Here is a 25173-nt window from a genome sequence, read left to right as displayed (position 1 = left end):
ACGGCGATGCGCGCTTTGTGGAAGCCGATCTTCTTCGACAGCCGCACGCCCCAGTCCTTAAGCGAACTGAACGTTTTGGTGGCCGCCATCATCACGGTGGCAGCGTTGACCAGGTGGGTGCGGGTCAGCCGGTTGCCCATTTTGCTGATCGAACCTCGGAAGAGGCTTTCACCCGACTGATAGATGCGTGGCGTGAGACCGAGATAGGCGGCGACGTCATCAGCGCGACGGAAGCGCTCGGGCTGCTCGATCGCGGTAAAGAACGACAAGGCCGTGATCGCCCCGACGCCAGGGATTTCCATGAAGCGGCGGCATACCGGGTTCTGTCGGGCCAGCATCTCGAGTTCGGCCTCCATCCGCTCGGCATCTTCGTGAAGACGGGCGCACAGATCGAGGATCGGCAGGATCCGCGGGCGCAGATTGATGTCGTCATTATCCTGGATCTGCAGGAGCTGCTCGATCACCCTCTCACGGAAAGTGGCGGGCACCTTAGCGCCTGCCTCGACACGGCCGCCGTAGACACGCAACAGCCCACGTACCATCGCCTCGTTGGCAATCCGCTGCTGAACCATGATCACCGACCCTGTCTATGAAGGCAAATCGATGCAGGGGCTGATCGACCTGGTGCGGAAGGGTTTCTTCCCCAAGGGATCACGAGTGCTGTACGCCCATCTCGGCGGCGCGCCGGCAATCAACGGCTATAGCTACACCTTCCGCAACGGCTGATCCGCGCCGTGGAAAGGCCGGGCGCGAAAGGCGTCTGGCCGCCGGCCCAGGCCGTTCGCTCGCCTCTCCGGAGATCTTGGGAAGGATGCACGGGATCATGCTCGCAAGCACAGTTCTTCTCATCCTGGCCGCAACGACGCCTTCGCCGGCGTCGGCTCGTTCCGCCGATCCCTATCGGACGGCTGCCGGAGCGCTCGTCGAAGGCGAGCAGTTTCGCTGCGCGAAAGCGTCGATTGACAAAGACTATGACCGTATCGTCGAAGATATCATCACGCTGACCGAGGTGCCCGCGCCACCATTTGGCGAGCAGGCCCGCGCCGCGTTGAATGGCATCGGAATTATCCGCATCGAAACCAGAAGGGGGTCGAAAACGATGATCCGTAACATCAGCGGCAGGCGGTTGCCGGTTATCGAAGGAGGCTCATGATGCGCGTCTTAATGTCTGCCGTGGCGCTGGTCGCTTGTGCGGCGCATGCACAGGATTTGATCAACCCGGCGCCAAGGGCGCAGGTCGAACCGTTCACGGAAACGCGATATGGCCAGACGATCGACGATCCCTATCGCTGGATGGAGGATCCCGCACGCAAGGGCGAGATGGTCGATTATGTCCGTGCGCAATCCCGGCAGACGGTCGCTAAGCTTGGGGCGCTCCCGCAGCGCGCCGAGCTGGCGAAGCTGGTAGACGAAGCCGCCCGGGCCGGAACGAGGATCTCGAATATCCGCATGGCCGGCGATCACCTGTTCTGGCGGCAGCTCGATCCGGCCGACCGGGTGCCCAAGCTCATGGTGCGGTCGGCTGCCGGCACGCGCCTGCTTTACGACCCCGCCCAGGAAAGCACCGATGCCGCCGGGCCGGCCGCGATCAACAGCTACAATGTCTCTCCCGACGGAAAGACCGTGGCACTGCATATCTCGTTCGGCGGCGCGGAGATCGGCGCCATCCGCTTCCTTGACAGTGACACGGGGCGCGAGAAACTCGCTCGCCTCGCACCGGTGTGGGGCGAGTTCACCGCACAATGGCTGACCCCGACCATGCTGACCTTCACGCGTATGGCGGAAAAGCGGCCGGGCGCCGACGATCTGGCGGGGATGGTCGCCGTCGCCGGCACGCCAGGCGGACGCTTCACCCCGATCCTGGGGCCCCAGGTGCCGAAAGGACCCGATTTCTCGCCATCGGCATTTCCCCTGATCGCAACGTCGGAAGTCAGCCAATGGGTGGTCGCACTCGCCGACAATGCCGGCGGCAACCCTCTCGTCTTCGTGGCGCGCCGCAGCGATCTTGCCACGGGCAGGCTCGCCTGGCGCAGGATCGCTACCGCGTCAGACAGGATCGACGAAGTCGCAGCCCTCGGTGACGCCATCTACATGATCTCGATGCGCGATGCCTCCGACGGACAGGTCGTTCGGCTCTCCGGCGCCGGTGGTGCGCGCCAGATCCTACCCACGCCGACGGGCTATGTGCTGTCGGGCATCGTGGCGGCACGCGACGGCATCTATTTTCGCGGGCGGCGCGACGGCGTGTCGCATCTCTTCTGGATGGCAGGGGGCAGAGCGCCGGCCAGGGAGATTCCGCTCCCGTTCGAAGCCAACCTCACGCGGCTCGCGGCCTCCGCCGATGGTGCCGCCGCAACATTCGCGCTCGCAGGATGGACGACCGCGCCACGCGGCTATGTCGTTCGCGGCGGCAAGCTGTCGCCGCTGAATGTCGATAGTGGAACCTGGTCCGAAGCCGCGAAGCTGGTCGTCCGGCGTGAAAGTGCGCGCAGTGCGGACGGAACAAGCGTGCCCATGGTCATCATCGACCATGGCCAAAAGGGCAAGGTGCGTCCCACGCTCATCGAAGCCTATGGCAGCTATGGCGATTCGACCACGGTGCCCGGCTATGACCCCTATTATCTCGCCTGGAGCGCGCGCGGAAACACGATGGTCTATTGCGGCACGCGCGGCGGAAGCGAGCGCGGACGCGCGTGGCACGATGGGGGCCGCAAGGAGAACAAGGCCAACGCCCAGGCCGACCTGATCGCCTGCGGCGAACGGATCGTGCAGCTCGGCATTGCTGACCCGAAGCGGCTCGCCATCACCGGTACCAGTGCCGGCGGACTGCTGGTGCCGATGGCGGCGCAAAAGCGGCCCGAACTTTTCGCGGCGCTTGTCTCCCGCGTCGCCATCCTGAACGCCACCCGTCTCGAAGTCGCGGAAAACGGGGCGAACAATTTTGGTGAGATGGGCGATCCGCGAACCGAAGCAGGCTGGCGTGCGCTTGCCGCGCAGGATTCCTATCTCAATCTCGCCCATGCGCGCGATCTGCCGGACACGCTATTGACCATCGGTCTCAACGATCATCGCGTCGCCCCCTGGATGAGCGCGAAATTCGCTGCACGGGCACAGGAGAAATTTGGTGACAAGCGGCTGATCCTGGTGCGGGCCGAAACCGAAGGCGGGCACGGCATCGGCTCGGCACGGGATCTCCAGGTCCAGGAGTTCGCCGACATCTACGCCTTCCTCGAACATCGCATGGCGACAGAGAAACCAGACTCGATCGAGGAATCGGCGAAGTGAAGCGAAACAGCGCGTGGGCCTGTCTCGGCCTGCTCGGGATAGCGTTGCTTGCGTCGCCGAACGCGACCGTAGCGGCCCCCGCACCGGCAAGCCATGCGGCCGTCCCTCATATCGTCGTGCTCGCCACCGGAGGCACGATCGCGAGCGGATCGGAGCGTGCGCTTTCGGGCGAGGAGCTGGTCGAGCAACTCCATCTCGACCGACAGGTGCGGGTGGAGGTGAAGGACGTCGCCAATGGCGGGTTGAGCAACCTGACCCGAGCGGACTGGTCGGCGTTGGTGACGGCGATCCGCGCCAGCTTCGCCGATCCGGGCGTAACCGGCGTCGTCGTCACCCATGGCACCGACACGATGGAGGAGACCGGGTTTCTCCTCGATCTGGTGATCGACGGACCGCGCCCAATCCCGCCAAGGCGAGGATGCTGACGATGGTCGCTCTCGCTGCCGGGGTACCGGTCGATCAGGCCCTGTTCGATGCATTCTGACCAAATGATGGGGGAGGTTCGGAAGGAACCAGGCATGCACCGTGCGACGGCATGTAAAGGCGCTGCTTCGGCTTTGGCCGCGCTGATAGCGCTTATATCCGCGCCTCTCGCAGCGAGGCCGCTGACGATCGACGACGTCGTCATGCTCAGCAGGATCGGCGCGCCGGTGGTGTCGGCGGACGGCCGCTGGCTCGTCTGGGCACAACGCGAAACCGACCTCGCCGCGAACAAGGGCCGCTACGACCTGTGGAAACTCGATCTGTCGCGGCGCGATGCCAGGCCGACCACGCTTGCGGCCGCCCCCGAGACCAACGAGAAGAATCCGCAGATCGTCGGCGAAACCGTCTATTTCAGCTCTGACAGCGGCGGCGAAGATGCGGTTTGGGCGGTGCCGATAACCGGTGGCACGCCGCATCGGGTGACCGATTTCATGGGCGGCATGAACGGGTTCAAGGTGGCGCCGACCGGCGACCGGATCTTGATCTGGGCCGATCGCAAAGCCGGCGCTCCGACACTAGAACCGGCCTTGGAAAAGAAGAGCCCCTATGCCGGCGATGCGCGCGTCTATGATCAGCTGTTCGTCCGACACTGGGATGCGTGGAGCAATCACGAGCGTCAGCAGCTCTTCGTCGTGCCGTTCGCCGGGGGAGCGGCGCCGGGTAATGGCCGCGCCATCGTCGGCGGCCTCGTCGGCGATACGCCCTCAAGGCCGTTCGGCGACAGCGAGGAACTGGCCTGGAGCCCGGACGGCCGCACCGTCTATTTCGCGATGCGCGAAGCGGGCCGGATCGAAGCGCTTTCCACCAATCTGGACATCTTTGCGGCGCCCGCCGATGGCAGCCGGGCACCGATCAACCTGACGGCCGGCAACAAGGCCACCGATACTCAGCCGAGCGTATCACCCGACGGACGCAAACTCGCCTGGCTCGCCATGCGTCGTCCCGGCTATGAAGCGGATCGCCAGGTGCTGACGGTACGCGACCTTGCAACAGGTCAGACGACGTCGCTCACCGAGCGGTGGGATCGCTCGATCGGCTCGATCGCCTGGGCGCACGATTCCGCGTCGCTCTACGTCACAGCGGGGGACACGCAGGAAACTCCGCTCTGGCGAGTCGATGCGCGAAGTGGCGCGGTCACCCGCCTGACGGGCGATGGCACCGTCGCCGCGGTCGCGGTCACGCGGTCGGGCGCGATCGTGTCGATGAACAGCCTGACGGCGCCGGACGATTTCTATCGCATAACCGACAGAAGGGCGGCACCGCAGCGGTTGACCGCCGTCAACGCCGGCAGACTCGCTGGCATCGATCTGCCGCAGGTCACCAAATTCCATTTCAACGGTGCCCAGGGCGATACCGTTTGGGGCTATGCGGTGAAGCCTCATGATGCGGCGGCCAAGGTGCCGATCGCCTATGTCGTCCATGGCGGCCCGCAGAGCACGAGCAACAACAGCTGGTCCTATCGCTGGAATCCGGCGTTGTTCGCAGGCGCCGGATATGGACTGGTCGCAGTCGATTTCCACGGGTCGACCGGCTATGGTCAGGCATTCACCGACAGCATCCGAAATAATTGGGGCGGCTGGCCGCTCGACGATCTGCAGAAGGGGCTTGCCGCCGCGGCGCAGCAATTTTCGTGGCTCGACGAGAAGAATGTATGCGCGCTGGGGCCCTCCTTTGGCGGCTATATGATGAACTGGATCGAGGGGCGTTGGCCGGATCGATTCAAATGCATCGTGCAGCATGACGGGATCTTCGACATGCGCGCCGTGGCCTATGAGACGGAAGAGCTGTGGTTTCCCGAATGGGATTATGGCGGCGTGGCCTATCATGAGGATCCGGCTGCATTCGAGAAATGGAACCCGGTGAACCATGTCGACAAGTGGAAAACTCCGCAGCTCGTGATCACCGGGGAAAAGGATTACCGCATCCCCTACAGCCAGGGGATCGCGGCATTCACGGCTCTTCAGCGGCGGAACATCCCGTCGCGCCTGCTCGTGTTTCCCAACGAGAACCACTGGGTGCTTACGCCCCAGAATTCGCGCCGGTGGTATGGTGAAGTGATCGGCTGGCTCGATCGCTGGACCGGTAAAGCGGCCCGCTAGGCATGTTGTCTGGAATCGCACGGGCCAGGAGCGCGGGAAGCCGCAAGAACAGGCGGGATAAGTCAATGAGCGTTCGAATGACGGACCTGGGCACCGCCCTGCCCACGATGATGTGTCGGCTGTGAATGTCGTGCGTGCCGCGGGCGGGGAGCTCACGCTGCGTGCGATCGTGCTGGGCGGTCTTATCACGCTCCTCTTCACGGCGGCTAACGTCTATCTCGGGCTGAAGGTGGGCCTTACCTTTGCGACGTCGATCCCGGCGGCGGTCGTCGCGATGGCGGTGCTCCGCTATCTGCCAGGCGCCAACATCCTCGAGAATAACATCGTCCAGACCATCGCCAGCGCGGCAGGCACGCTCGCGGCGATCATCTTCGTGCTTCCCGGCCTCGTGATCATCGGCTGGTGGCACGGCTTCCCCTATGTCACGACGGCCGCGATCACGATGCTCGGCGGTATATTGGGCGTCCTGTTCTCGGTGCCACTGCGACGGGCGCTGGTCGTGAATAGCGACCTGCCTTACCCGGAGGGAGTTGCCGCCGCCGAGGTGCTGAAGGTCGGTTCGGCTACCGAAGCGGGTGCCGAAGAGAGCCGCCATGGCCTCCGCCTCCTCGTCAACGCGAGCCTCGCATCGACGGGCTTCGCGATCCTCACCCAGACCAGATTGGTGGCCGGCGAAGCCGCCAACTGGTTCCGGGTCGGCGCGGGCGCCACCGGCATCTCCGGCGGGCTGTCTTTTGCCCTGTTAGGGGTCGGGCACCTCGTCGGTCTTTCGGTCGGGCTCGCACAGCTTCTGGGTCTGGTCACGGCGTGGTGGATCCTGCTGCCGATCCTCACCGCCCAGCAGCCCATGGCCGGCGATCTGGCGAGTTGGGTGACGACGGTCTTCCGTCAGGACATCCGCTTCTTCGGGGCCGGCGTGATCGGCGTGGGCGCGCTGTGGACGCTCATCAGGATCGCGCGGCCTGTCCTTGGCGGTATAGCCTCCGCCTTCGCCGCCAATCGGGCACGCGCCAGCGGCGCGACATTGCCACTGGAAGAGCGGGACATGCCGATCACCGTCGTCCTCGGCGGCGCGGCCGCCTTGATGATCCCGATCGCCTGGCTGCTCTGGTCGCTGCTCGCCGGCGGCCCGCTGGAGGGCTCCGCGATGCTTCTGGTTGCGGGCGCGCTGATCTTCGTCCTTGTCCTGGGGCTGTTGATCGCCGCCGTCTGTGGCTACATGGCGGGCCTCATCGGCGCATCTAACTCGCCGATCTCGGCGGTGGGCATCCTGGCGGTGCTGGCCGCGGCGCTGATGCTCGCGGGCCTGTTCGGCCGGGACAACCCGCCGGACACCCAACAGGCGCTCATCGCCTATGCGCTCATCGTCACCGGGGTCGTCTTCGGCGTCGCGACGATCTCCAACGACAATCTTCAGGATCTGAAGACCGGCCAGCTCGTCGGTGCAACGCCGTGGCGGCAACAGGTGGCGCTCGTCATCGGCGTGATCTTCGGTAGCCTGATCGTGGCTCCGGTGCTCGACCTCCTCAACACCGCCTTCGGCTTCGTCGGTGCGCCAAATGCGGGCCCGAATGCCCTGTCGGCGCCGCAGGCGGGGCTGATCTCCGCATTGGCGCAGGGCGGGCTGGGCGGGAATCTGAACTGGCCAATGATCCAATATGGCGCCGCCGCCGGCGTTGGCTTCGTGCTGCTGGACGAAGCCTTGGGGCGGGCAAAGCTGCTGCGTTTCCCGCCGCTCGCCGTGGGGATCGGCATCTACCTGCCCATGACGGTGATCATGCCCGTGGTCATCGGCTCGATCGTGGGTTGGTTCTACGACCGGCGGGCGGGGCGCACTCCAAATCCCGACATGGCGAAGCGCATGGGCATTTTGACGGCCACCGGCATGATCGTGGGCGAGAGCCTTTGGGGTGTCGCCTTCGCCGGGATCATTGCTTTCAGCGGATCGGGCGACCCGCTCGCGATCATGCCGCCGGCATTCTCCAGCGCCGCGCTGGCGATCGGCCTGCTGCTGTTCGCCGGCACCGCTCTCGCTCTCTATCGGAAAACGATACGATGCAGTTGTTGAAGAACCGGCCGCCGGCGGGATTGAGCCGCATGATGCTCGCCGAAGCTGCACCCCGCCGGCTGTTCGGGATCATCTTGCTCGCGCTCTTCGGCTGCCTGATCGCCGGTGCGCCCGTTCATGCGTCGTCGATTGCGAGCCATGGCGCCGACTCGAAGGTCGCGGAGGGCAAGCCGATAGGAACGCGTAGGCTCGACAGAGCCGATGTCGAGCCCTGGCTGGACGGCTTCATGTCGCTCGCTCTCCCCCGCAGCGATATCGCCGGTGCGACCGTCGCGATCGTCAGCAATGGCCAGATCGTCCTGACCAAGGGCTATGGCTATGCGGACGTCGCGCAGCGCTTGCCCGTCGATGCCGACCGCCATCTTTTCCGGATCGCCTCGATCTCCAAGCTGTTCACCTGGACCGCGGTTATGCAGCAGGTCGAGGCGGGAAAGATCGATCTCGATGCCGATATCAATCGCTACCTGGATTTCAGAATCCCGCCCTATCGGGGCAAGCCGCTCACGATGCGCAACCTGATGACCCATACAGCGGGTTTCGAACTCGTGATGCGCGATCTGTTCAGCGCCCGGGCAAATGGGACCGATCTTGGCGCCACTGTGAAGCGCTGGGTGCCGAGCCGGATCTACGCGCCGGGAACGACACCGACCTATTCGAACTATGCGACAGCCTTGGCTGGCTACATCGTCGAGCGCGTTTCGGGTGAGCCCTTCGACGATTATATCGAGCGTCACATCCTTCGGCCGCTCCAGATGACGCGATCAACGATTCGTCAGCCGATACCGGCGCAACTGGCGAAAGATCTCTCCAAAGCCTATTTGTCGGGCGCGGGCAGCTCATTTCCCTACGAATATTCACTCCATCGCCCGGCCGGTGCGATGGCATCGACCGCGCCGGATATCGCTCGTTTCATGATGGCGCATCTGAATGATGGCGCGTTGGGAGCAGATCGCATCCTGCGGCCTGAAACCGCCCGGATGATGCACAGGGCGACATATCCGCTGCTACCACCGCTGCACGGCATGGGCCTCGGCTTTTATCAGCATGACATCAACGGCCACCGGGTCATCATGCATGATGGCGACACCCGCTTTTTCCATAGCCAGCTCAACCTCTTTATCGACGATCATGTTGGGATCTTCGTTTCATTCAACAGCACGGGCCGAGATGGCGCGGCGGACATTCTGCGCGCTACCTTGTTCAAAGCTTTCGCCGATCGCTACTTCCCGGCCGTTGAAATCGATCGTCGGATCGATCGCGAGACGGCCCTTCGGCATGCTCGGGCGATGGTCGGTCGCTATGAGTTGAGCGATCGTTCGGCCAGCAATTTTCTTGCGATCAACGGTTTCAGGCACCAGACCGTCGTCGATGTCGATGACAACGGCAATCTGGTGATCGCCGACCTTACCGGTCCCGACGGCGTGCCGAAGCAATGGCGTGAAATAGCACCGTTCGTCTGGCGCGACCTGCACGGCAGGGAGCGGCTGGCGGCACAGATGGTCGATGGTCGACCCAGCCGCTTCAGCGTCGATGACTATGCGCCGATGGTCGTCTGGGACCGGTTGCCATGGTGGAAATCGACGCTCTGGCTAGGCCCGCTTTCGCAAGGCGCGTTCGCCGTTCTGCTGCTGATGATCGTGGCCTTGCCGGCGATCGGTGTGGGGCGTCGTTATTTCGGCATCCCGGCGGTGCTGGCTGCGACGGACCGACGCGTCTATTTCTGTCTCTGGCTGGCCGCGCTTGCTGGTGTGATCGTGCCCACCATATGGCTGAGGATAATTGAGCCGGTGATGACCTTCACGGCAGACCCTGATACGATCGACATCCAGGTCATTGCAACGTCGACGCTGACGCTCGCCGCTTATGCCGGTGGTGTACTCCTCGCCTCGGTCAATGGCTGGCTGGCCTTTAAAAATCGAGGCCTTGTTTCCAGGCTTTGGAGCCTCTTGCTCATCTTCTCCTTCGGCACGCTCTTCTGGATTTCATGGGTGTTCAAGCTGTTGAGCTTCCAAACCGACTTTTAGACTGGCCTCCATCAAAGTGCCGGCCCTTCTTGTGGGTGGTGTCTTTCCGGGTCATGACGTTGAGGGTCAGGCGGCCCATGCTCGATGTCGTGTTGAAGGCCTGGGTGACGCGAGGCGACAAGTTTTGAATGCCTCCTCAGACCGTGGGCACGGTGCCCCGTCGATCACATATTCGGAGCCGGTGATACTGGCCGCGCGATCGGAAACGAGGAAAGCTATCAAGCTGGCGACCTCGTCGGGCGTCGAGGGCCGACCGATTGGGATTCCGCCTAGCGACTCCATGATCCGCTGCTTGCCCACCTCCGCGTCACCGCCATGTTGTGCACCCAGTCGCTCTGCTAATCGCATCGCGGCTTCGGTCTCGATCCAGCCCGGGGAAACCCGCACAACCCGGACGCCTTTGGGCGAAACCTGTTTCGACAGGCTTTTGCTGTAGGTCGACAAGGCTGCCTTGGCGGCAGCGTAGGCGGTCGTCGCCTCCGGTAAAGGAAGTTCGCGCTGGATCGAGGTGACATGGATGACGACACCATCCCCGCGCGACACCATTTCAGGAACTAACGCGCGATCGAGCCGAACCGCTGGCATGAGGTTGAGACTGAGCTCTCTGCACCACTCATCATCGCCGAGTGCGGCGAATCCTCCCGGCGGTGCGGTGGAGCCGCCCAGCATATGTACGATGATGTCCACGCGACCCAGCCGTTCGCGCGCCGCGTCGGCGAGGGCCGAGCATCCCTCGGACGTGGCCAGGTCGGTCGCGAAGAAAATATCGTCGCTGAACGGATCGGGTTTCGTCCGGGCAGTGGTCAAAACCTCGGCGCCGAGTTCCCGAAACAAACGGACCGTTGCGGCGCCCGCGCCACGTGTACCGGACGTGATCAGCGCACGCTTCACTGCCAAGGTGAGAAAGGGGATCATATCATGATCTCCAGCTGCGCGATCTTTCCGCCAGCGAGATCGAAGAAATAGCGCAGGTCGACCGGGCTCCCGGGGAAGTCACCCACGAGGTGGCTCGTGACGACTATACGCTCCTCTTCGGTTGCGATGGCCACGGGTTCGACCGTGTAGGTATATTTTCTCGAGGACGCCGCCTTCCAATCCCGGATCGCCTTCGACCCAATGTAAGTGTTGCCCTCGTCCTTCACGACCGCGCTCTCGATGAAGCACCGCGAAACCGCTTCGGCGCTTCCTCCGATGTCCGCGTCAAAATATTCCGCGATGATCCTGGGCAGTTCGATATCCATCATTCTTCTCCGTCATACCAATCAGATGCTCCAAATTAGGCATGGACCCTTGTGCTGATAATCGGGATAAAGCGGGATGAAGTATTGCGGTAAGCTGGATAGTGTCTCGTCATAATCTTATTGAGTTGGATGCCGTGCTCTCGGTTGCCCGGAGCGCCTCCTTCCGTGCGGCAGCCCTTGAACTGGGGATGTCGACCACAGCCCTGAGCAACGCCATAGGCAAGCTGGAGCGGCAGCTTGGCGTCCGGCTATTCAATCGCACCACGCGCAGCGTCTCCCTCACAGATGCAGGCCGCAACTTCGTCGAACAGATTGGACCGGCTGTCCAAGACATCCATAATGCCATGGATATGGTTCGGTCGCAGCAGGAGACGCCATCAGGCGTCTTGCGCATCAACGCATTCGCTACAGCCGCACGCGAGATTCTCTCACCGCTCCTTCTGAAGTTCGTGCGACGCTATCCGAAGGTTCACATCGACCTGGTTACGGAGGGGCGGTTGGTGGACGTCGTGGCCGATGGCTTCGACCTGGGGCTACGTAGCGCCGATCTCATTCCCAGCGATATGATCGCAATACCGCTGGGTCGGCCGCGAAGCTATGCCGTGGTTGCTTCACCGGCGTACCTCGAGCGTTTCGAGACGCCGCGCGATCCATCCGATCTGCTCAATCATTCATGCATTCGCGTGAGGTTGCCCAATGGTGGACGTTATCGCTGGCAATTCGAAAAGGCCGGCCAGCCGGTCCAGATCGATGTTCAGGGACCGATCACGCTCGACGAAGCCAGCCTCTCACGCATTGCCGTCCTTGACGGGGTCGGCATCGGCTTCTTCATGGAGTCCGATGTGCGGGAAGATATCGAAGCGGGTCGGCTCGTACGCCTGCTGCAAGATTGGACGCCGCCGCTCGCGCCATTGAGCCTCTATTATCCCAATCGACGAAATCCCTCGGCTGCATTCAGGGCCTTCATCGAACTTGCTCGTCGCTATGATCATTCGGAAGTAATGTGATGCATAAGCAAAACGATAGGAAAACCAGTAAGTTGCAGTCGCAGTGTCCGGCAAATGATGGCGGTGGCGATCAGCGGCTTTGGATCGCCGCATCTACCGGCGCCAGAGGGTCGAGATCTGCAGGCGGCGTAGCGCGGGGTCTCATCCCGCGGCCGAGGCGTGAATGTCGCCGCCCGTAGAAGATATACACCAGCGCGCCGCAGCCGACATAGCCCAATAGCAGTCCCGCTGGCAGCAGGTCCCCATTTATCGCCTTTTCGACAAGGTCGAGCGCGAGGGGCGCGACCATGACAAGGCACATCACGATACCGGCCACGGGAACGATGCCGATCCAGCGGCCCGCGATACGGACGCCCCCGAACGGTACCCGGAAGGGCCGCGGCAGGTCGGGCTCGGCGTTATGCAGCCACATGACCGAAAAGCACACGATCGCGAACGAGGTGGCCGTGCCCAGGCTGATGAGGTCGCCGAGCAGCGTGATTGGCAGCAAACCGGCGGCCAGCGCCATGCCGCACGCTATCACGATCGTGCCCAGCCAGGGCGTCTGGAAGCGCGGGTGTAGCGCGCTGAACATTGGCGGCAGCAGCCCGTCGCGCGCCATCGCGTAGAAGATGCGCGACTGTGCGTAGCAGGTCGAGAGCAGGATCGATGTCAGCCCGATGACCGCGCCGATCTTCACGAACAGAAGCAGCCAGGGTTTGCCGATGACATCGACCGCGACGGCCAGCGGATCGGCCACGCCGAGCTCCCGATAGGGAACGACGCCAGTGAGCACCACAGCTACCGCGATATATAGTAGCGTACAGGCGCATAGCGACCCAAGCACGCCGAACGGGATGTCGCGCTGCGGATTGCGGGCCTCGGCTGCAGCCGTCGAGACGGTCTCGAAACCAAGATAGGCGAAGAAGATGACCGATGCCGCGCGGAACACGCCGGGCCAGCCATAAGCAAAGCCGCCTTCGTTTTCGGGCATGAACGGCGTCCAGTTCGTCGGCAGCACCGCGCTGGCCCCGAAGACGACGAAGGCGAGGAGGACGATGATCTTGAGCGCGACGATACTCGTGTTGATCGCAGCGGACTGCCGCACGCCGAAAATCAGCGGGGTCGCCATGAGGAGCACGGCCCCGCTGGCCAGCAGATTGACGCCGCCGCCGGTGACCAGATCATAGCCTCCCGGCGCCACGATCGTCTGTACGAAGGGTGTGGCGATGCCAGTGGGAACCGTCACGCCGAAAGTCGTGAACAGACTGACCAGATAGCCCGAAAAACCCACCGCGACGGTCGCGCCCGCGACCGCATATTCGAGCACCAGCAGCCAGCCTATCGCCCAGGCGACGAGCTCGCCCAGCGTGGCATAGGCATAAACATAGGCTGATCCGGTGACCGGCATGGACGACGCCAGTTCGGCATAACATAGCCCGGCGAACGCGCAGGCCGTGCCGGCCACCAGGAAGGAAATCAGCACGGCAGGGCCTGCAAAATGCGCCGCTGCTGCGCCCGTCATTACATAGATACCGGCACCGATGATCGATCCGATGCCCAGCATCAGCAAGTTGATCGGTCCCAGCGACTTCGACAGGCCCTGACCATGCGCGTCTTCCCTGATCTGAGCGATCGGCTTGCGGATCGACAGCGAACGAATGCGCGCGCTCATAGAGCAGAGACCTCTGGATCGGTGAGAGTCCGTTGCAGCCAGTCGGCCGAATCGGCGATCGCCTGCTGTGCGACGGGAGCGATCGACATCGCTTCCAGGAAGCTGTGGGTCGCGCCGGCGTAGATCTTTACCTCGACCGCATTGCCCATGGCGGCCATCCGTTCGGCAACCGCCCGGTCACCATCGGCCAGCGGATCACGGCCGGCGATGATATGCAGGGACGGCGGCAGATCGTGCAATTCGGCCAAGGCGGGCAAGGCCAGCGGATCGTCGCGGCGCGCGCCCGGCTCAAAATATTCGTCGAGAAAGCCGGCCAGTTCCTCGGATGTCAGCATCTGCCCGGGGCCGCCGTCGCGCTGCTGGGATGCGGTGTCGAAATCGGCGTCGAAGAAGCCGTAATTGAGGAGCATCGCGGCAATCGGATGCTTGCTCCCGCGATCGCGCAGGGCGAGGCAGGTCGAGAGCGCCAGATTGGCGCCTGCGGAGTCGCCGCCGATCGCGATACGAGCAGTGTCGAGGCCAAGGGCCGGCGCGACCTGGAAAATCCAGTCCACTACCGCCAGCACCTCGTTCAGCGCGGTGGGAAAACGCGCCTCCGGCGACAGCGAATAATCGATCCCGATCACGACCAGATCGGCCGCTGCGGCATATTCGCGCATCAGCCGGTCATGCGTGTCGAGGCTGAAGAACACGAAGCCGCCGCCGTGCAAGTAGATCAGCGCGGGGCGGGCGCCTTCACCCTCTCCCGCAAGCAGGCGGGCGCGCACCGCGCGGTCGCCGAACGGAACCGACAGCTCCTCACAGCGCGCCATCGCAGGCCCGCCGCTGCGCCAGGGTACGCGGATTTCCTCGGCTATGGCCCGGCGTTCCGGATATGGACGTGCGGCGAGATCGGGATAACGCGCAGACCCGTCGATCACCGCCTCCACGAAGCGTGCGATCTCCGGATCGATCGGTTCGACCTGATCGCCATGCCGATCGGAATTCATGCTGGGTCGTCTCCTGGAGCGGGCACGACCATAGTGCCGCACCGGGCAGTCTATCACCCGCTTGGGCCGCGACTCGCGGCGGAGGACCATTCGCCCGCGCTATCGGGCCAATTCGGGCTCGGAAACTGTGACGCCGCTATTTAAGGGCCTGTAACGATCCCGGAGCAGCGACTGCCGCGTCACCGGCGATATCTCCTGCCCCTCGAGCAAGACCACAGCTGGTGCGGTGGACGCTTCGAGCGGATCGCCGTCCCACATGACAAGATCTGCCGCAGCCCCCACCGTCAGCGTTCCGGCTTGCGCGCCGAGCGCCATGATTCGGGCGGGCGCGGTGGTGATCGCCGCGAGCGCGTCGGCATAGGGCAAGCCCGAGGCGACTGCATAACCCGCGCCTTCGCGCATCGAGGGGGCTGCGTTCCAGCTGCGGTGAACGCCTTGCGCCGAAACGCTGATAGCGATCGTAACGCCGGCTTCCGCAAGCAGCGCGGCATTGTCACGTCGCGCGCCGATCTTGTCATAGACGGCGGGCAGATCTTCGAGCGGATCGAGGATGACCGGGATGCGCGCCGCAGCGAGCTCGCTCGCCGCGCCCCAGGCCTCAGCGCCGCCGAAGATGATCACCCGGATCCTCTCGTCGCGCGCCAGCGAGATCGCCTGGCGGATGTCTGACAGACGGTCGGTCTGGATCACAAGCGGGATGGCGCCCGCGAGGACCGGGCCCAGCGCTTCGACATCGAGATGGTTGAGCAACTGGTCGCGCGGTCCACTGCTCCGTGGCGTGGCGCGATAGGCGCGCGCCTCGGCCAATGCGTTACGCAGCAGCTGCCAGGCGGCACTGCGCGATCCGCCTACGCCAGCGGCAGAACCGCCGCCGATCGTCGCGAACATGGCCGCTCGTCGTCGCTCGATGACAGCATCGGCCGGCGAGATTCGGATTATCGCACCAGCGCCGTCGAACGGCGCGCCCGACGAGCCATCGGGGAAGACCAGAGCGTGCGCCAATCCGTCGGCGCGTGCCTGCTGAACGGTCAGGGCATTGGCGTTCAGGCCATAGCCGACGTCGAAGGCGGGGCCGAGCGGCCCCTTGGATACGCTGCCGCTACGCTCATCGTCGATGCCGCCAATTTCATCCAGACCGACCTGCGTCGCTGCGTCGATGAGCCCAGGCGTGACGATCCTGCCCTTGCCGTCGATGATCCGCGCGCCGGCGGGCGGGGATCCGTTCGACACGATCGAAACGATGCGACCGTCAGTGACCGTGATCATCGCATTGCGGACAGGAGCCCTGGCCGTCATCGTCCACGCGGTGACGCCAGTGATGGCGAGAGTCTCGGCCGGCGACGCCGTGATGGGCAGCAGGCCAGCGGCGATGAGGATCAGGCGCTTCATCGTGTGGCTCCCAGAACGCTACGTCCGAGCTCGAAATCGGAGGGCCGAACGGGAGCCGCGCGATCGAAGGCGAGCGCGCCGTCGATATAGACCCGATCGGCGAAGCTGTAGACGCTGAACGGATCGCCCGACCACAGAACGACATCGGCATTATAGCCAGGGGCGAGCGTGCCGATCCGGTTTTCGAGACCGAGCGCCTTCGCCGGGTTGCTGGTCAACCAGCGGATGACATGCTCGGGCGGCAGCGCCAGCCCGGCCCGCCGTCCGGCCGCGGCGGCCTTTGCCGCCTCGATGTTCAGATGTTCGGATAATATTGGAATGTCGCTGTGCATCATGACGCAACCATTTGCGGCGTCGACGAAGGCGGCGTTCTCGCGGATTCCGTCCGCGGCCTCGCCCTTGAATCCCCACCAGTCCGACCACACCGCCACGCATACGCCGTTCGCCGCGAGCAGGGGAGCGATCTTGTAGGCTTCGCTCGCATGATGGAAGGTGCTGATACGAAAGCCGAACTCGTGCGACAGGTCGATCATTCGGGCCATATCGTCGGCGCGATAACAATGGACATGGACGATCAGCTTACCGTCGACGAGGTCCATTATCGCCTCGTCCTCGATATCTTCGCGCGGGTGACGCCCGGGCGGGCCTCCACGGCCACGGCCTTTGTCGTCACGGCCCATCGCCTCGTTCCGCCGGTTGCGATGCTCCACAGCCTCGCGCAGATCGTCGCGCATGATCTCGAACTGGCCCTGCCGACTGTTCGGCGCGCGGCCCAACGGGCCGAAGTGCGACTTGGGATTGCCGCCACACGCCAGCTTCATTCCCTGCGGCGCGCCCGGGAATTTCATGTCGGCGACAGTGGTCGCAGGGATCGGCTTCACGACAACCGACCGGCCACCGAAGATGACGCTGGAGCCCGGCAGTATCTGTAGCGCGGTGATCCCGCCGGCCAGAGCGTGACGAAAGCCGGGATCGCCGGGGCGTACCGCATGCTCGATCCATGTGCCGGCAGCGTTCGGGCTGCTGGTCTCGGTCACATCGGACGCTTCATTGTCCGCCGATGTCTGGGGCAAGGTGTAGGTGCCGAAATGGGTGTGTGGATCGATGAGTCCGGGGGTGATCCAACGCCCGCCGGCGTCGATCACCTCAGCGTCGGCCGGGCGCTTCAGGTCATGTCCGATCGCCGCGACCTTACCGTCCGCAATCAGCAGTTCCGCGCGATCGAAGCGCTTGTCGGCGCCGTCGAGGATCGTGGCGTTGACGAACAGCACCGGCCGGTTCGGCCGCGCACGATAAGTGCCGGGATAGGCGTCCGCGGAAGATGGCTGTGGTTCGGGCTGCCGAGGCGACGCGGCTGTCGTCGCGGCAAGCAGCCCCATGGCGAAGACTGCACCTGCGCCGAGTTTCAACCGCCCACCGAACACCATCGCCGCGACCCCCGCCAGAAGCTTCGAATGCTAACAGCTACGCTTCGGGAAGCGCGGGTCAAGGGGCCGGAAATCATCGCAATGGGGTCAGACCGGAGGTCTGCCCGCTCGCGGTCATCGACGTTCAGCGCGGCTGATACTGGCTTGGCAGCACGCCGAAGGCGCGATGGAAGACGGTAGTAAACGCACTGGGGCTGTCATAGCCGACATCGAACGCCACCGTCGTCACCGACTGCCCTTCCGACAGCAGGGTGAGCGCGCGCATCAGGCGGACCTGCTGGCGCCAGATCGCCAGGCTCATTCCCATCTCGGCACGGAAGGCGCGCGTAAACGACCGGCGGCCCATGCCTGCAAGGCTGGCGAGTTCGTTCAGGTCGTGCTGGCCCGCCGGGTCGGCAATGATCATCCGGCATACGCGCAACAGCCGATAGTCGTGCGGCATAGGCACTTGAAAATGCGCGAGTGGCGTATTGCCAAGCTCGACCTTCAGCAACTCGATCAACAGCTGGTTGCGGGCCGAATTCTCGTAGAAGCCGCCGAGCTTCGACACTTCGACGATCAACGCACGCAGCAGATCGGTCACCTCCAGGACGCGGCAGTCGCGCGATGCAGGCCGCACGTCGGAGAGATAGAGTGTCCGCAGCGAGACCGGCCCGCGGCAGGCGACCTCATGTGCGACATTGGCGGGGATCCAGATCGCACGCTGCGGCGGGATCACGAAATTGGCCCGCGCCGTCGTCACCGACATCACCCCGGCCGAAGCATAAAGAATCTGGTCGCGCCCATGCTGATGGGTCGGGTCGACGAAGCCTGCTTCATATTCGTCTTCGAGGCCGATGACCGACCGGTCGGATTCGTCGAACTCGATCGTGGTCTTCATGGCCCATCTCCGACAGAGGTGCGCAAAATGTGCTTCCACGGGCAAATCAGCATCTCTGCGGGCAAAGGTCAATGTCGGACGACGAAATGCGGATCGTCCATTGCGGAGGGAGGCCGGGATCTCCGGCCCGGTCAGGGCTTCTTGCGGGTGGCGAGGAAGTCCGCGGCGGTGGTCGGCCCGCTGGCGAACGTGTCGCTATGCTCGGCGATGAAGCGCCGGAACTGCAGGAAGAAGTCTGCGCCGGACGGCAGCTTCATCTCGTCCCACGCCTTGTCGAGCGCCGCCGACTTCTCGGGCGGGGTCTTGGCAGGCTGGATGAACAGGAAGTCCCAATCCGCACCGTCGCTGTGGATATAGAGCTGGCGGGGCGGGAGGCCGGCGCGCCGGTTCGCCTCGTCGTAACGCGCAATCTCCTCGAGGAAGGCTTCGTGCTGGCCGGGGGCGACACGGTAGATCTCGACCAGCACCTTGCCGACCTGTGGCCGCTCGGGCGGTGGGACGGGAGCGGCGAGAGCCGGAACGGATGCGCACAGGAGCAGCGCCGCGAGAAGCGTCTTCATCAGATGGCCTCCAGGGAAAGAAGGGCCTGCGAATGTCGCCGGCCCTTCGATATCAGAACTTTTTCGTGACGGTGCCGATGACCTGGCGTCCCGCGCCATAGGTACAGTTGGATAAGCTTGCGCAACGCGCGACAAAGCGCTTGTCGAACAAGTTCGACGCATTGACCGCCAGACGCCAGCCGGGCGTGTCGTAGTGGACGATCGCATCGAAGGTGGTCGAAGCGTCGCCATACAACACGGTGGGGTTGAACGCATCCGGCAGGCTGCCCGCGCTACTGCTCGAATAACGCGCACCCGCGCCGAAGCCGAGACCGCCCAGCGCGCCGCGCTGAAGCGTGTAGTCGACGAACAACGACGCCTTGTGCTTGGGAGTCGTGACGAGCCGGGCGCCAATGGCGGCCGGGTTGGCGTCCTTGGTGACTTCGGTGTCGTTGTAGCTGTAGCTCGCGTTGATCGACAGCTGTTCGCGGATGCGTGCGACCAGTTCTAGTTCTCCGCCCGACGACTTTACCGCACCGGTCTGCGTGCCGAACACCGGAACGATCGAGGTGCCCGTGGTGACGACGTTGGTCTGCTTGATGTCGAACAGCGCCGCGGTTGCAAAGATCTTCACATCGCCGGCGGTGACGTTGTATTTAATACCGCCTTCCACCTGGCGGCCCGAACTGGGCTTGAACGGCGCAAGCGTCGTGCTGTCCGTGCCGATCACCGGTTCGAACGACTTGGCATAACCGATATAGGGCGCAAAGCCGTTGTCGAACACATAGTTCGCGCCGACACGCCAGGTGAACTTGTGCTGCTTGGTCTCGGTTCCGCCATTGCGATCGTCGATCTTCACCCAGTCATAGCGTCCGCCGGCCAGGATGTAGAGATTGCCGAAGCCGAACTGGTCCTGGACATAGACGCCGGTCTGCTTGAGCTTGATGTTGCTGAACGGAACGGACAACGCCGGATTGACGATCGGCGCGGTGCTGTAGACCGGGTTGAAGATATCGATCGGAGTCGCAACGGCGAAGCCGAAGGCCGAGACGTTGGTGACATTGCGATAGTCGACGCCGGCCAGGAAATTGTGCGAGATCGCGCCTGTGTCGACCTTGGCGGCCAGACGGTTGTCGATAGCTAAGCTCTTCACCTTCTCGTCATAAGGGAAGCTGAACCGGCCAAGGGTGCGGTTGTCGGCGCCGAGTCCGCCGCCGCCGTAAATCACGCGCGATTCCTCGTGATAACGGCTGAACTTGGCGTTCGACTGGAGTGAGATTCCTTCGGCCAGTTCGTGTGAGGCGTCCCAGCCCACCGCCCACTGCCGACGGACGAACTTGTTGAAGTCGGGCTCGCCGAAATTGGCGCGATGGTCGATCTGGCCGAGCGGATTGGGCAACAGCGTGCCGACCGCCGGCAGGAAGCCGTTGGTGTCGCCGTTCACCTCGTCATACTGGTAATAGCCCAGGCCGGTTATCTCGGTGCGATCGCCCAGCTTCCACGTGAATGTGGGCGAGGCCAGGATGCGCTGCGAATCGACACCTCTGCGTTCGGCATTGCGGTCGAGCCCCAGGCCGGTGAAACGCACCGCGAGGTCATCGGTGACCGCGCCGGTGACCGTGCCCGACACCGACTTATAGTCGTACATGCCGTATTTGGCCTGGATCTCACCGCCGAAATCTTCGCTCGCCCGCCGGCTGACCTGATTATAGATGCCGCCGGGAGGAGCCGAACCGTAAAGCACCGAAGCCGGACCCTTCAGAACCTCGAAGGATTCGAACGCATAGAGGTCGACGCCGACGCTCTGGATCGAGGTCGACACCGGCGCCGCAAGGCCATCGATGAACTGGCGTGGGGTAAAGCCGCGCACCGAAATGAAGTCGTAGCGCAGATCGGGGCCGTAATTCTCACCCGTGACGCCCGACACATAGCGGACCGCCTGCTGCGCATCGATGAAGTTGAGCAGGTCGATCTGGTCGCGCGTGACGACCGACACCGACTGCGGCGTGCGGATCAGCGGAATGTCGGACTTCGAAGCGGTAAGGCTCCCTTCCGGGACATAGTTGCGGGCAGTGACGATGATCACGTCCTCGCCGCCTACCGATGTCACGGCGGTTTCGTTCGATGTGCTCTGAATGGCGTTCTGTGCCCATGCGGCGCCGCTGCAAGATGCGATCAACGCGCCCGCACATAGCAGCTGAACCTTCGAACGAAGCTTGATCTGACCCTTTTGCATATTGCCCCCCTTTTGGATGCGGCGAATTCCCCGAAAGCCCCTCCACACGGAACTATCATTATTTTGTCGTCGTCATGACTTTAATCCGTCCCGCTTCCGCCGGACCCCGCTAATGGGCCAACTTTACTTTCCGATGGGCGGTAACGGTATCGACGCCCTGGGATCGGGGGTGCCGGGGGGAAGATCATCCCGATACCAGGGCCGTCCAAACCTGCGCTGGTGCGGCCAGAGCTCGTCCAGCGTCTCCGCATCATAGAGTCGGCCACCGAGCATCACCTGCCGGATCGAAAGACTATTGCGGATGTCCGCGCGCGGATCGCGGTCCAGAACAAGCATATCGGCGACCTTGCCGCTTTCCAGGCTACCGAAATCGGCCTCGCGGCCGATCGCGCGGGCCGAGCCGATCGTGCCGGCACGGAGCGCTTCCATCGGCGTCATTCCGCCCATCACATGGGCTGCCATCTCCCAGTGGAAGCCGATCCCGGGCAGTTCGCCATGACTGCCCATGCCAACCAGACCGCCGTCGCGCACGACGCTCGCCGCGCCTGCGGCATAGGCCGGGAACATCGCGTCCGAAAGTTCGCGCCAGTCGCGCTTGCGCGTCTTCATGTCGACGATGAAGCGCGGCGCGAAGCGGTTGAGCTTGGGATCGGCATTGGGATGCTGCTCGACGATGAAATGGTCCTGTCCGCCGCCGTTCACCATCAGCGTCGTGTTATAGCCAACGCCGCTGCGCGCGATGAAGCGGACGAGGTCACTGTAAAGCGGCGTGGCCGGCAGTGCATGTTCCGAGGTGGAGAACCCGTCCTGGATCTGGGTGAGATCGAGCTTGTCGCTACCGGCGCCTTCGGTCGCGACCATCAGCCCGTGTTCACTGGCGCTCTGCGCGATCCATTGGCGGACGCGTCGGCTGCCGGTGCGATAGAGCTTGATGTTCGACAGCCGGTAATGATCGCGGTAGCGGTCAAGCACACTATCGACCTGCGCCTTGTCGGTGAACTCGTTGAATGAGAACAGCGCCGGCCCGGTAGAACGGATACGCGATCCCGTGATCAGCCCGGCGTCGAGCAGATCCTGATAGGCCAGCATGTCGATGCTCAGCGTCGAGGGGTCGAACGCCGTTGTCACGCCATAAGCGAGATTGGCGGCGACGCCCCAGCTGTCGAGGTCGAGCTGCTGCCGGCGGATATCGGCAATATGGTCGTGCGCATCGATGAAACCCGGCAGGATCCATTTGCCCGAAACATCCCGGATCTCGATTCCAGCGGCTATCGCCAGACTGCCGCGCGGCCCGATACCGACGATGCGGCCATCGGTGACGAGGATATCTGCATCGTGCACCGCCTCGTCCCGGCGCATCGTCAGAGCGGTGCCGCCACGCAGCAGGATCGAGCCGGATGCCACCGCGCGCGGCACGGCGACCACGGCCTGATCCTTCAGTGCGGGCCCAGCCTCTGCGCCGCGTGGCCTGACGCCGGCGGCGTCGAGTGCGATGTCGGCGAGCGGTCGGCGGAACCAGGTCGATCCGATCGCCCAGCCGATCACCTTGCCGTCCGCGCTCCACTGCAGGAAGTCGGCACCGACATCGGTCAAGCGGCGGTGGCGTGCCGGCGGACGGGCGATGTCGAAGGTCTTCCCCGCGGCAGCGGCAGGCATTTCGAGCAGGTGAAGCTGCTGCGCAACCTGTGCGAGCAGCCATTTCCCGTCGGGGCTGAGCCGCAGATCGTCGACCGACGCGCGGCCGGAGAGGAAATAATAGCCGGGACCGGTGACCTGGGCCAGCAAGGTCCGGCCGCTGCCGTCGAGCGCGACGAGGTTGAGGCCGTCATCGAACAGCACGGCGACGCGCGACGGGTCAGGGCCGAAGTGCGGGACGCCGCCAAGCACGCCCTTGGCAATTCGCCGCGCGGCGCCGCCGGCGACAGGCAGCACTATCAACTCGGCATCGCGCAGCGGCCCATATTCCATGTAGCGGTGCAGGCGAACGTCGTTGCTCGAACGAACCGCGACGATCGAGCGCCCGTCGGGCGTAAAGACCGGGCTGGTGTAATAGGGACCGGCGTCGGTGAGCCGCCTCGGTGGCTCGCTGCCGTCGGCGGCGACCGTCCAGAGTTGCCCGCCTTCGCGTGCCGTCCAGCGGGTATAGACGATCGTCGCGCCATCGGGTGACCAGCTCGGGTCGAACTCGCCGAAGGCGTCGCTCGTCAGCCGGCGCGGGGCGGCACTTTGGCCTAGCGGCATCACATAGATTTGCCCGAGCGCGGAGAAGGCCAGGCGGGCGCCGTCGGGCGACTGCGCCGGCTGCTGGATGATCCGCGCACGGACCGGCCCCTGCTCCTCGCGGATCGCCACGCGGTTGAGCGGCCCGAGCGGCACGCGCACGTCGGCAGTGAAGGCGATCGGCGCCTTGCCGCCGTCGAGGGCGATGCGCGACAGCTTGCCGCCATCATTGACCACCAGCGCCTTGCTGTCGGGCGTGAAGGCATAATGTGGGGCAAGGTCGCGCCAAGGCGCGCCGTCCAGCTCGTCATGCTGGCCGAGCGACGCCAGCCAGCGATCCGCATGTGTTTCCAGATCGAGCAGCCGCAGCCACATCTGCGCTCCATAGCGGGTCGCGTAGACGAGGTGGCGCCCGTCGGGCGACGGCAGCGGCCGGAAGAAGGTGCCGAGAACGAGATCTGGCCGATAGCTGCGCGGCGGCGCGACGATCGTATCGGTGACGCCGCTGCGCAGATCGCGACGGCGGATGACGAAGCCGGGCGGCTGGGAATCTCGATCGCCGACCTGCGCCGCATAATAGAGCCAACGCCCATCCCGCGACGCCGCAGCGCCGACGTTGCTGGCTCCGTCCTTGCCACCGATCGGCGCGAGTATCGTCAGCTCGCCGGTCGCGGCATCGACCGAAAGCAGCTCGAACGCGGCATGGTCGGCCCGGTAGCGGGAAACGAAGATTGATCGGCCGTCCGCGCTCCACGAGGGCGAGGTGAAGTGTGCCTCTTCCTCAATCTCCGTGATCGGTCGTGCATCGCTGCCATCGGCGGCCGACGTCCAGACATTTTCGTTTCCCGAACGATCGGAGAGGAAGACGATTCGATGGCCGTCGGGCGAAAATACGGGCTGCGAGTCGAACGCCATGCCGGTCGCGATCGGCCGCGCCCGCCCGCCCTGGGCGTCGACCATGTAGAGATCGCCGAGCAGTTCGAACATGATCCGCCGTCCGTCAGGCGAAAGGTCGGGCGACATCCAGCTGCCCTCGTCCGTTCGGAAGGACAGCATGCGATCGGGACGCAGCGGAAGCCCCTTGCCCTGCGGTATGACGGCCGGGATCTCCGCATTGGACGTCTGCCTGGACGGGGCGACGGGGATCTCGGCCTTGTCGTCATGCCCAAGGGAGGGCGCCGGGCTCGCAAGCAGCAGGAAGGCCAGCGTTCCCGTCAGCCCGGCTGTCCAACGTCTCACCACCATTATCGAACGCCCCGTTTTGTCGGAAACGAAATGCTATCAGCTGCGGTCACGCCGTCGCGGGGCAAAGGGCCGAAGATCATCGCGACAGGGACAGATCGGAGGTTATCTGCCGTGCGTGCCGCTTCATGGCTTCGGCGGCAAGCCGGTAGCGACCCGAAGTCGCTAGGGCCTGACCATAGTCATGGCTGTTACCGGCGGTCATCCTGGTATGACGATGATGCCACTATGGGAGCGCGGGCCAGCCGTACACGCCATGAAATCGGCTGCGTCGGGCCAGATATCGATACAAATGGGGGACGGCATCGGCCCGTGTCGGGCACATCCGACGTAGCCACGCGAAGGCTCAGCTACCAATTGCACATTCGGCTTGCTTCCGGGCGCGCACGC

At 64.2% G+C, this 25173-nt stretch carries 20 protein-coding genes; 8 read left to right on the top strand and 12 right to left on the bottom strand.

Features of this window, described 5'->3' with window-relative positions; translation table 11 throughout:
• A partial coding sequence (locus WP12_RS13455; protein WP_235399135.1) for a transposase occupies window positions 1–572 on the bottom strand: 572 nt, incomplete at its 3' end.
• On the opposite strand from WP12_RS13455, the gene WP12_RS24885 reads away from it, so the two are divergent.
• The 6 genes from WP12_RS24885 (at window position 571) to WP12_RS13430 (ending at window position 7935) form a co-directional block, all read left to right on the top strand.
• Window positions 571–726 carry a hypothetical protein gene (locus tag WP12_RS24885; RefSeq protein WP_200894527.1) on the top strand — a complete coding sequence of 52 codons (156 nt, stop codon included), beginning with the start codon at window positions 571–573 and terminating at the stop codon, window positions 724–726. The genes WP12_RS13455 and WP12_RS24885 overlap by 2 nt on opposite strands.
• Before the next feature lie 85 nt (window positions 727–811).
• Window positions 812–1153, top strand: coding sequence for a hypothetical protein (locus WP12_RS13450; protein WP_046194190.1), 342 nt, complete (start codon window positions 812–814; stop codon window positions 1151–1153).
• Complete coding sequence (locus WP12_RS13445) at window positions 1153–3285, top strand: prolyl oligopeptidase family serine peptidase (protein ID WP_235399134.1); 2133 nt, start codon at window positions 1153–1155, stop codon at window positions 3283–3285. Before WP12_RS13450 ends, WP12_RS13445 begins: the two co-directional genes overlap by 1 nt.
• Window positions 3282–3710, top strand: coding sequence for an asparaginase domain-containing protein (locus tag WP12_RS13440; protein ID WP_052730377.1), 429 nt, complete (start codon window positions 3282–3284; stop codon window positions 3708–3710). The genes WP12_RS13445 and WP12_RS13440 overlap by 4 nt, the downstream gene beginning before the upstream one ends.
• A gap of 93 nt (window positions 3711–3803) precedes the next feature.
• Window positions 3804–5867, top strand: coding sequence for a S9 family peptidase (locus WP12_RS13435; protein ID WP_046194188.1), 2064 nt, complete (start codon window positions 3804–3806; stop codon window positions 5865–5867).
• 121 nt (window positions 5868–5988) lie between these two features.
• Window positions 5989–7935 carry an OPT family oligopeptide transporter gene (locus WP12_RS13430; protein WP_046194187.1) on the top strand — a complete coding sequence of 649 codons (1947 nt, stop codon included), beginning with the start codon at window positions 5989–5991 and terminating at the stop codon, window positions 7933–7935.
• Here WP12_RS13430 and WP12_RS25870 read toward each other — a convergent pair.
• Window positions 7905–8297 carry a hypothetical protein gene (locus WP12_RS25870; RefSeq protein WP_235399137.1) on the bottom strand — a complete coding sequence of 131 codons (393 nt, stop codon included), beginning with the start codon at window positions 8295–8297 and terminating at the stop codon, window positions 7905–7907. The genes WP12_RS13430 and WP12_RS25870 overlap by 31 nt on opposite strands.
• On the opposite strand from WP12_RS25870, the gene WP12_RS13425 reads away from it, so the two are divergent.
• Window positions 8190–9959 (top strand): serine hydrolase domain-containing protein, encoded by a 1770-nt coding sequence (locus WP12_RS13425; protein WP_235399136.1) that lies wholly within the window; start codon window positions 8190–8192, stop codon window positions 9957–9959. The genes WP12_RS25870 and WP12_RS13425 overlap by 108 nt on opposite strands.
• A gap of 66 nt (window positions 9960–10025) precedes the next feature.
• Here the strand turns inward: WP12_RS13425 and WP12_RS13420 are convergent, their stop codons facing one another.
• Together WP12_RS13420 and WP12_RS13415 are read right to left on the bottom strand one after the other, a co-directional pair.
• A complete protein-coding gene (locus WP12_RS13420; protein WP_084691146.1) occupies window positions 10026–10874 on the bottom strand; it encodes an SDR family oxidoreductase in 849 nt (282 codons plus the stop codon).
• Entirely contained in the window at window positions 10871–11200 is a 330-nt protein-coding gene (locus tag WP12_RS13415; protein WP_046194186.1) for a nuclear transport factor 2 family protein, read from the bottom strand. The genes WP12_RS13420 and WP12_RS13415 overlap by 4 nt, the downstream gene beginning before the upstream one ends.
• A gap of 101 nt (window positions 11201–11301) precedes the next feature.
• On the opposite strand from WP12_RS13415, the gene WP12_RS13410 reads away from it, so the two are divergent.
• Entirely contained in the window at window positions 11302–12207 is a 906-nt protein-coding gene (locus WP12_RS13410) for a LysR family transcriptional regulator (RefSeq protein ID WP_046194185.1), read from the top strand.
• A gap of 70 nt (window positions 12208–12277) precedes the next feature.
• On the opposite strand, the gene WP12_RS13405 is transcribed toward WP12_RS13410, so the two are convergent.
• From WP12_RS13405 to WP12_RS13370, 8 genes are all read right to left on the bottom strand, one after another.
• On the bottom strand, window positions 12278–13861 hold the full coding sequence (locus tag WP12_RS13405) for an amino acid permease (RefSeq protein WP_046194184.1): 1584 nt from the start codon (window positions 13859–13861) through the stop codon (window positions 12278–12280).
• Window positions 13858–14850: an alpha/beta hydrolase gene (locus tag WP12_RS13400; RefSeq protein ID WP_046194183.1), complete on the bottom strand. Its 993-nt coding sequence runs from the start codon at window positions 14848–14850 to the stop codon at window positions 13858–13860. The genes WP12_RS13405 and WP12_RS13400 overlap by 4 nt, the downstream gene beginning before the upstream one ends.
• Window positions 14851–14949: 99 nt before the next feature.
• Window positions 14950–16239 (bottom strand): amidohydrolase family protein, encoded by a 1290-nt coding sequence (locus WP12_RS13395; protein ID WP_046194182.1) that lies wholly within the window; start codon window positions 16237–16239, stop codon window positions 14950–14952.
• Window positions 16236–17666, bottom strand: a complete 1431-nt coding sequence (locus tag WP12_RS13390) for an amidohydrolase family protein (RefSeq protein ID WP_052730375.1) — start codon at window positions 17664–17666, stop codon at window positions 16236–16238. Before WP12_RS13390 ends, WP12_RS13395 begins: the two co-directional genes overlap by 4 nt.
• A 124-nt stretch (window positions 17667–17790) precedes the next feature.
• Window positions 17791–18546: an AraC family transcriptional regulator gene (locus tag WP12_RS13385; protein WP_046194181.1), complete on the bottom strand. Its 756-nt coding sequence runs from the start codon at window positions 18544–18546 to the stop codon at window positions 17791–17793.
• Window positions 18547–18677: 131 nt separating this feature from the next.
• Window positions 18678–19106: a hypothetical protein gene (locus WP12_RS13380; protein WP_046194180.1), complete on the bottom strand. Its 429-nt coding sequence runs from the start codon at window positions 19104–19106 to the stop codon at window positions 18678–18680.
• A gap of 52 nt (window positions 19107–19158) precedes the next feature.
• Window positions 19159–21321, bottom strand: coding sequence for a TonB-dependent siderophore receptor (locus tag WP12_RS13375; RefSeq protein ID WP_046194179.1), 2163 nt, complete (start codon window positions 21319–21321; stop codon window positions 19159–19161).
• Between the two features lie 123 nt (window positions 21322–21444).
• Complete coding sequence (locus tag WP12_RS13370) at window positions 21445–24780, bottom strand: amidohydrolase family protein (RefSeq protein WP_160299223.1); 3336 nt, start codon at window positions 24778–24780, stop codon at window positions 21445–21447.
• Window positions 24781–25173 lie beyond the last annotated feature (393 nt).

Source organism: Sphingomonas sp. SRS2 (genome assembly GCF_000971055.1).
Classification (GTDB): Bacteria; Pseudomonadota; Alphaproteobacteria; order Sphingomonadales; family Sphingomonadaceae; genus Rhizorhabdus.
The sequence above is the reverse complement of the archived record's forward strand: the minus strand, read 5'-3'. Positions and strand labels throughout refer to the sequence as shown.

Excerpts from the sequence above, each read along its gene's own strand:
- WP12_RS24885 (WP_200894527.1), top strand. The coding sequence starts at position 571 with ATGATCACCGACCCTGTCTATGAAGGCAAATCGATGCAGGGGCTGATC.
- WP12_RS13450 (WP_046194190.1), top strand. The coding sequence starts at position 812 with ATGCACGGGATCATGCTCGCAAGCACAGTTCTTCTCATCCTGGCCGCA.
- WP12_RS13445 (WP_235399134.1), top strand. The coding sequence starts at position 1,153 with ATGCGCGTCTTAATGTCTGCCGTGGCGCTGGTCGCTTGTGCGGCGCAT.
- WP12_RS13435 (WP_046194188.1), top strand. The coding sequence starts at position 3,804 with ATGCACCGTGCGACGGCATGTAAAGGCGCTGCTTCGGCTTTGGCCGCG.
- WP12_RS25870 (WP_235399137.1), bottom strand. The coding sequence starts at position 8,297 with ATGGCGGTCGGCATCGACGGGCAAGCGCTGCGCGACGTCCGCATAGCC.
- WP12_RS13420 (WP_084691146.1), bottom strand. The coding sequence starts at position 10,874 with ATGATCCCCTTTCTCACCTTGGCAGTGAAGCGTGCGCTGATCACGTCC.
- WP12_RS13415 (WP_046194186.1), bottom strand. The coding sequence starts at position 11,200 with ATGGATATCGAACTGCCCAGGATCATCGCGGAATATTTTGACGCGGAC.
- WP12_RS13405 (WP_046194184.1), bottom strand. The coding sequence starts at position 13,861 with ATGAGCGCGCGCATTCGTTCGCTGTCGATCCGCAAGCCGATCGCTCAG.
- WP12_RS13400 (WP_046194183.1), bottom strand. The coding sequence starts at position 14,850 with ATGAATTCCGATCGGCATGGCGATCAGGTCGAACCGATCGATCCGGAG.
- WP12_RS13395 (WP_046194182.1), bottom strand. The coding sequence starts at position 16,239 with ATGAAGCGCCTGATCCTCATCGCCGCTGGCCTGCTGCCCATCACGGCG.
- WP12_RS13390 (WP_052730375.1), bottom strand. The coding sequence starts at position 17,666 with ATGGTGTTCGGTGGGCGGTTGAAACTCGGCGCAGGTGCAGTCTTCGCC.
- WP12_RS13385 (WP_046194181.1), bottom strand. The coding sequence starts at position 18,546 with ATGAAGACCACGATCGAGTTCGACGAATCCGACCGGTCGGTCATCGGC.
- WP12_RS13380 (WP_046194180.1), bottom strand. The coding sequence starts at position 19,106 with ATGAAGACGCTTCTCGCGGCGCTGCTCCTGTGCGCATCCGTTCCGGCT.
- WP12_RS13375 (WP_046194179.1), bottom strand. The coding sequence starts at position 21,321 with ATGCAAAAGGGTCAGATCAAGCTTCGTTCGAAGGTTCAGCTGCTATGT.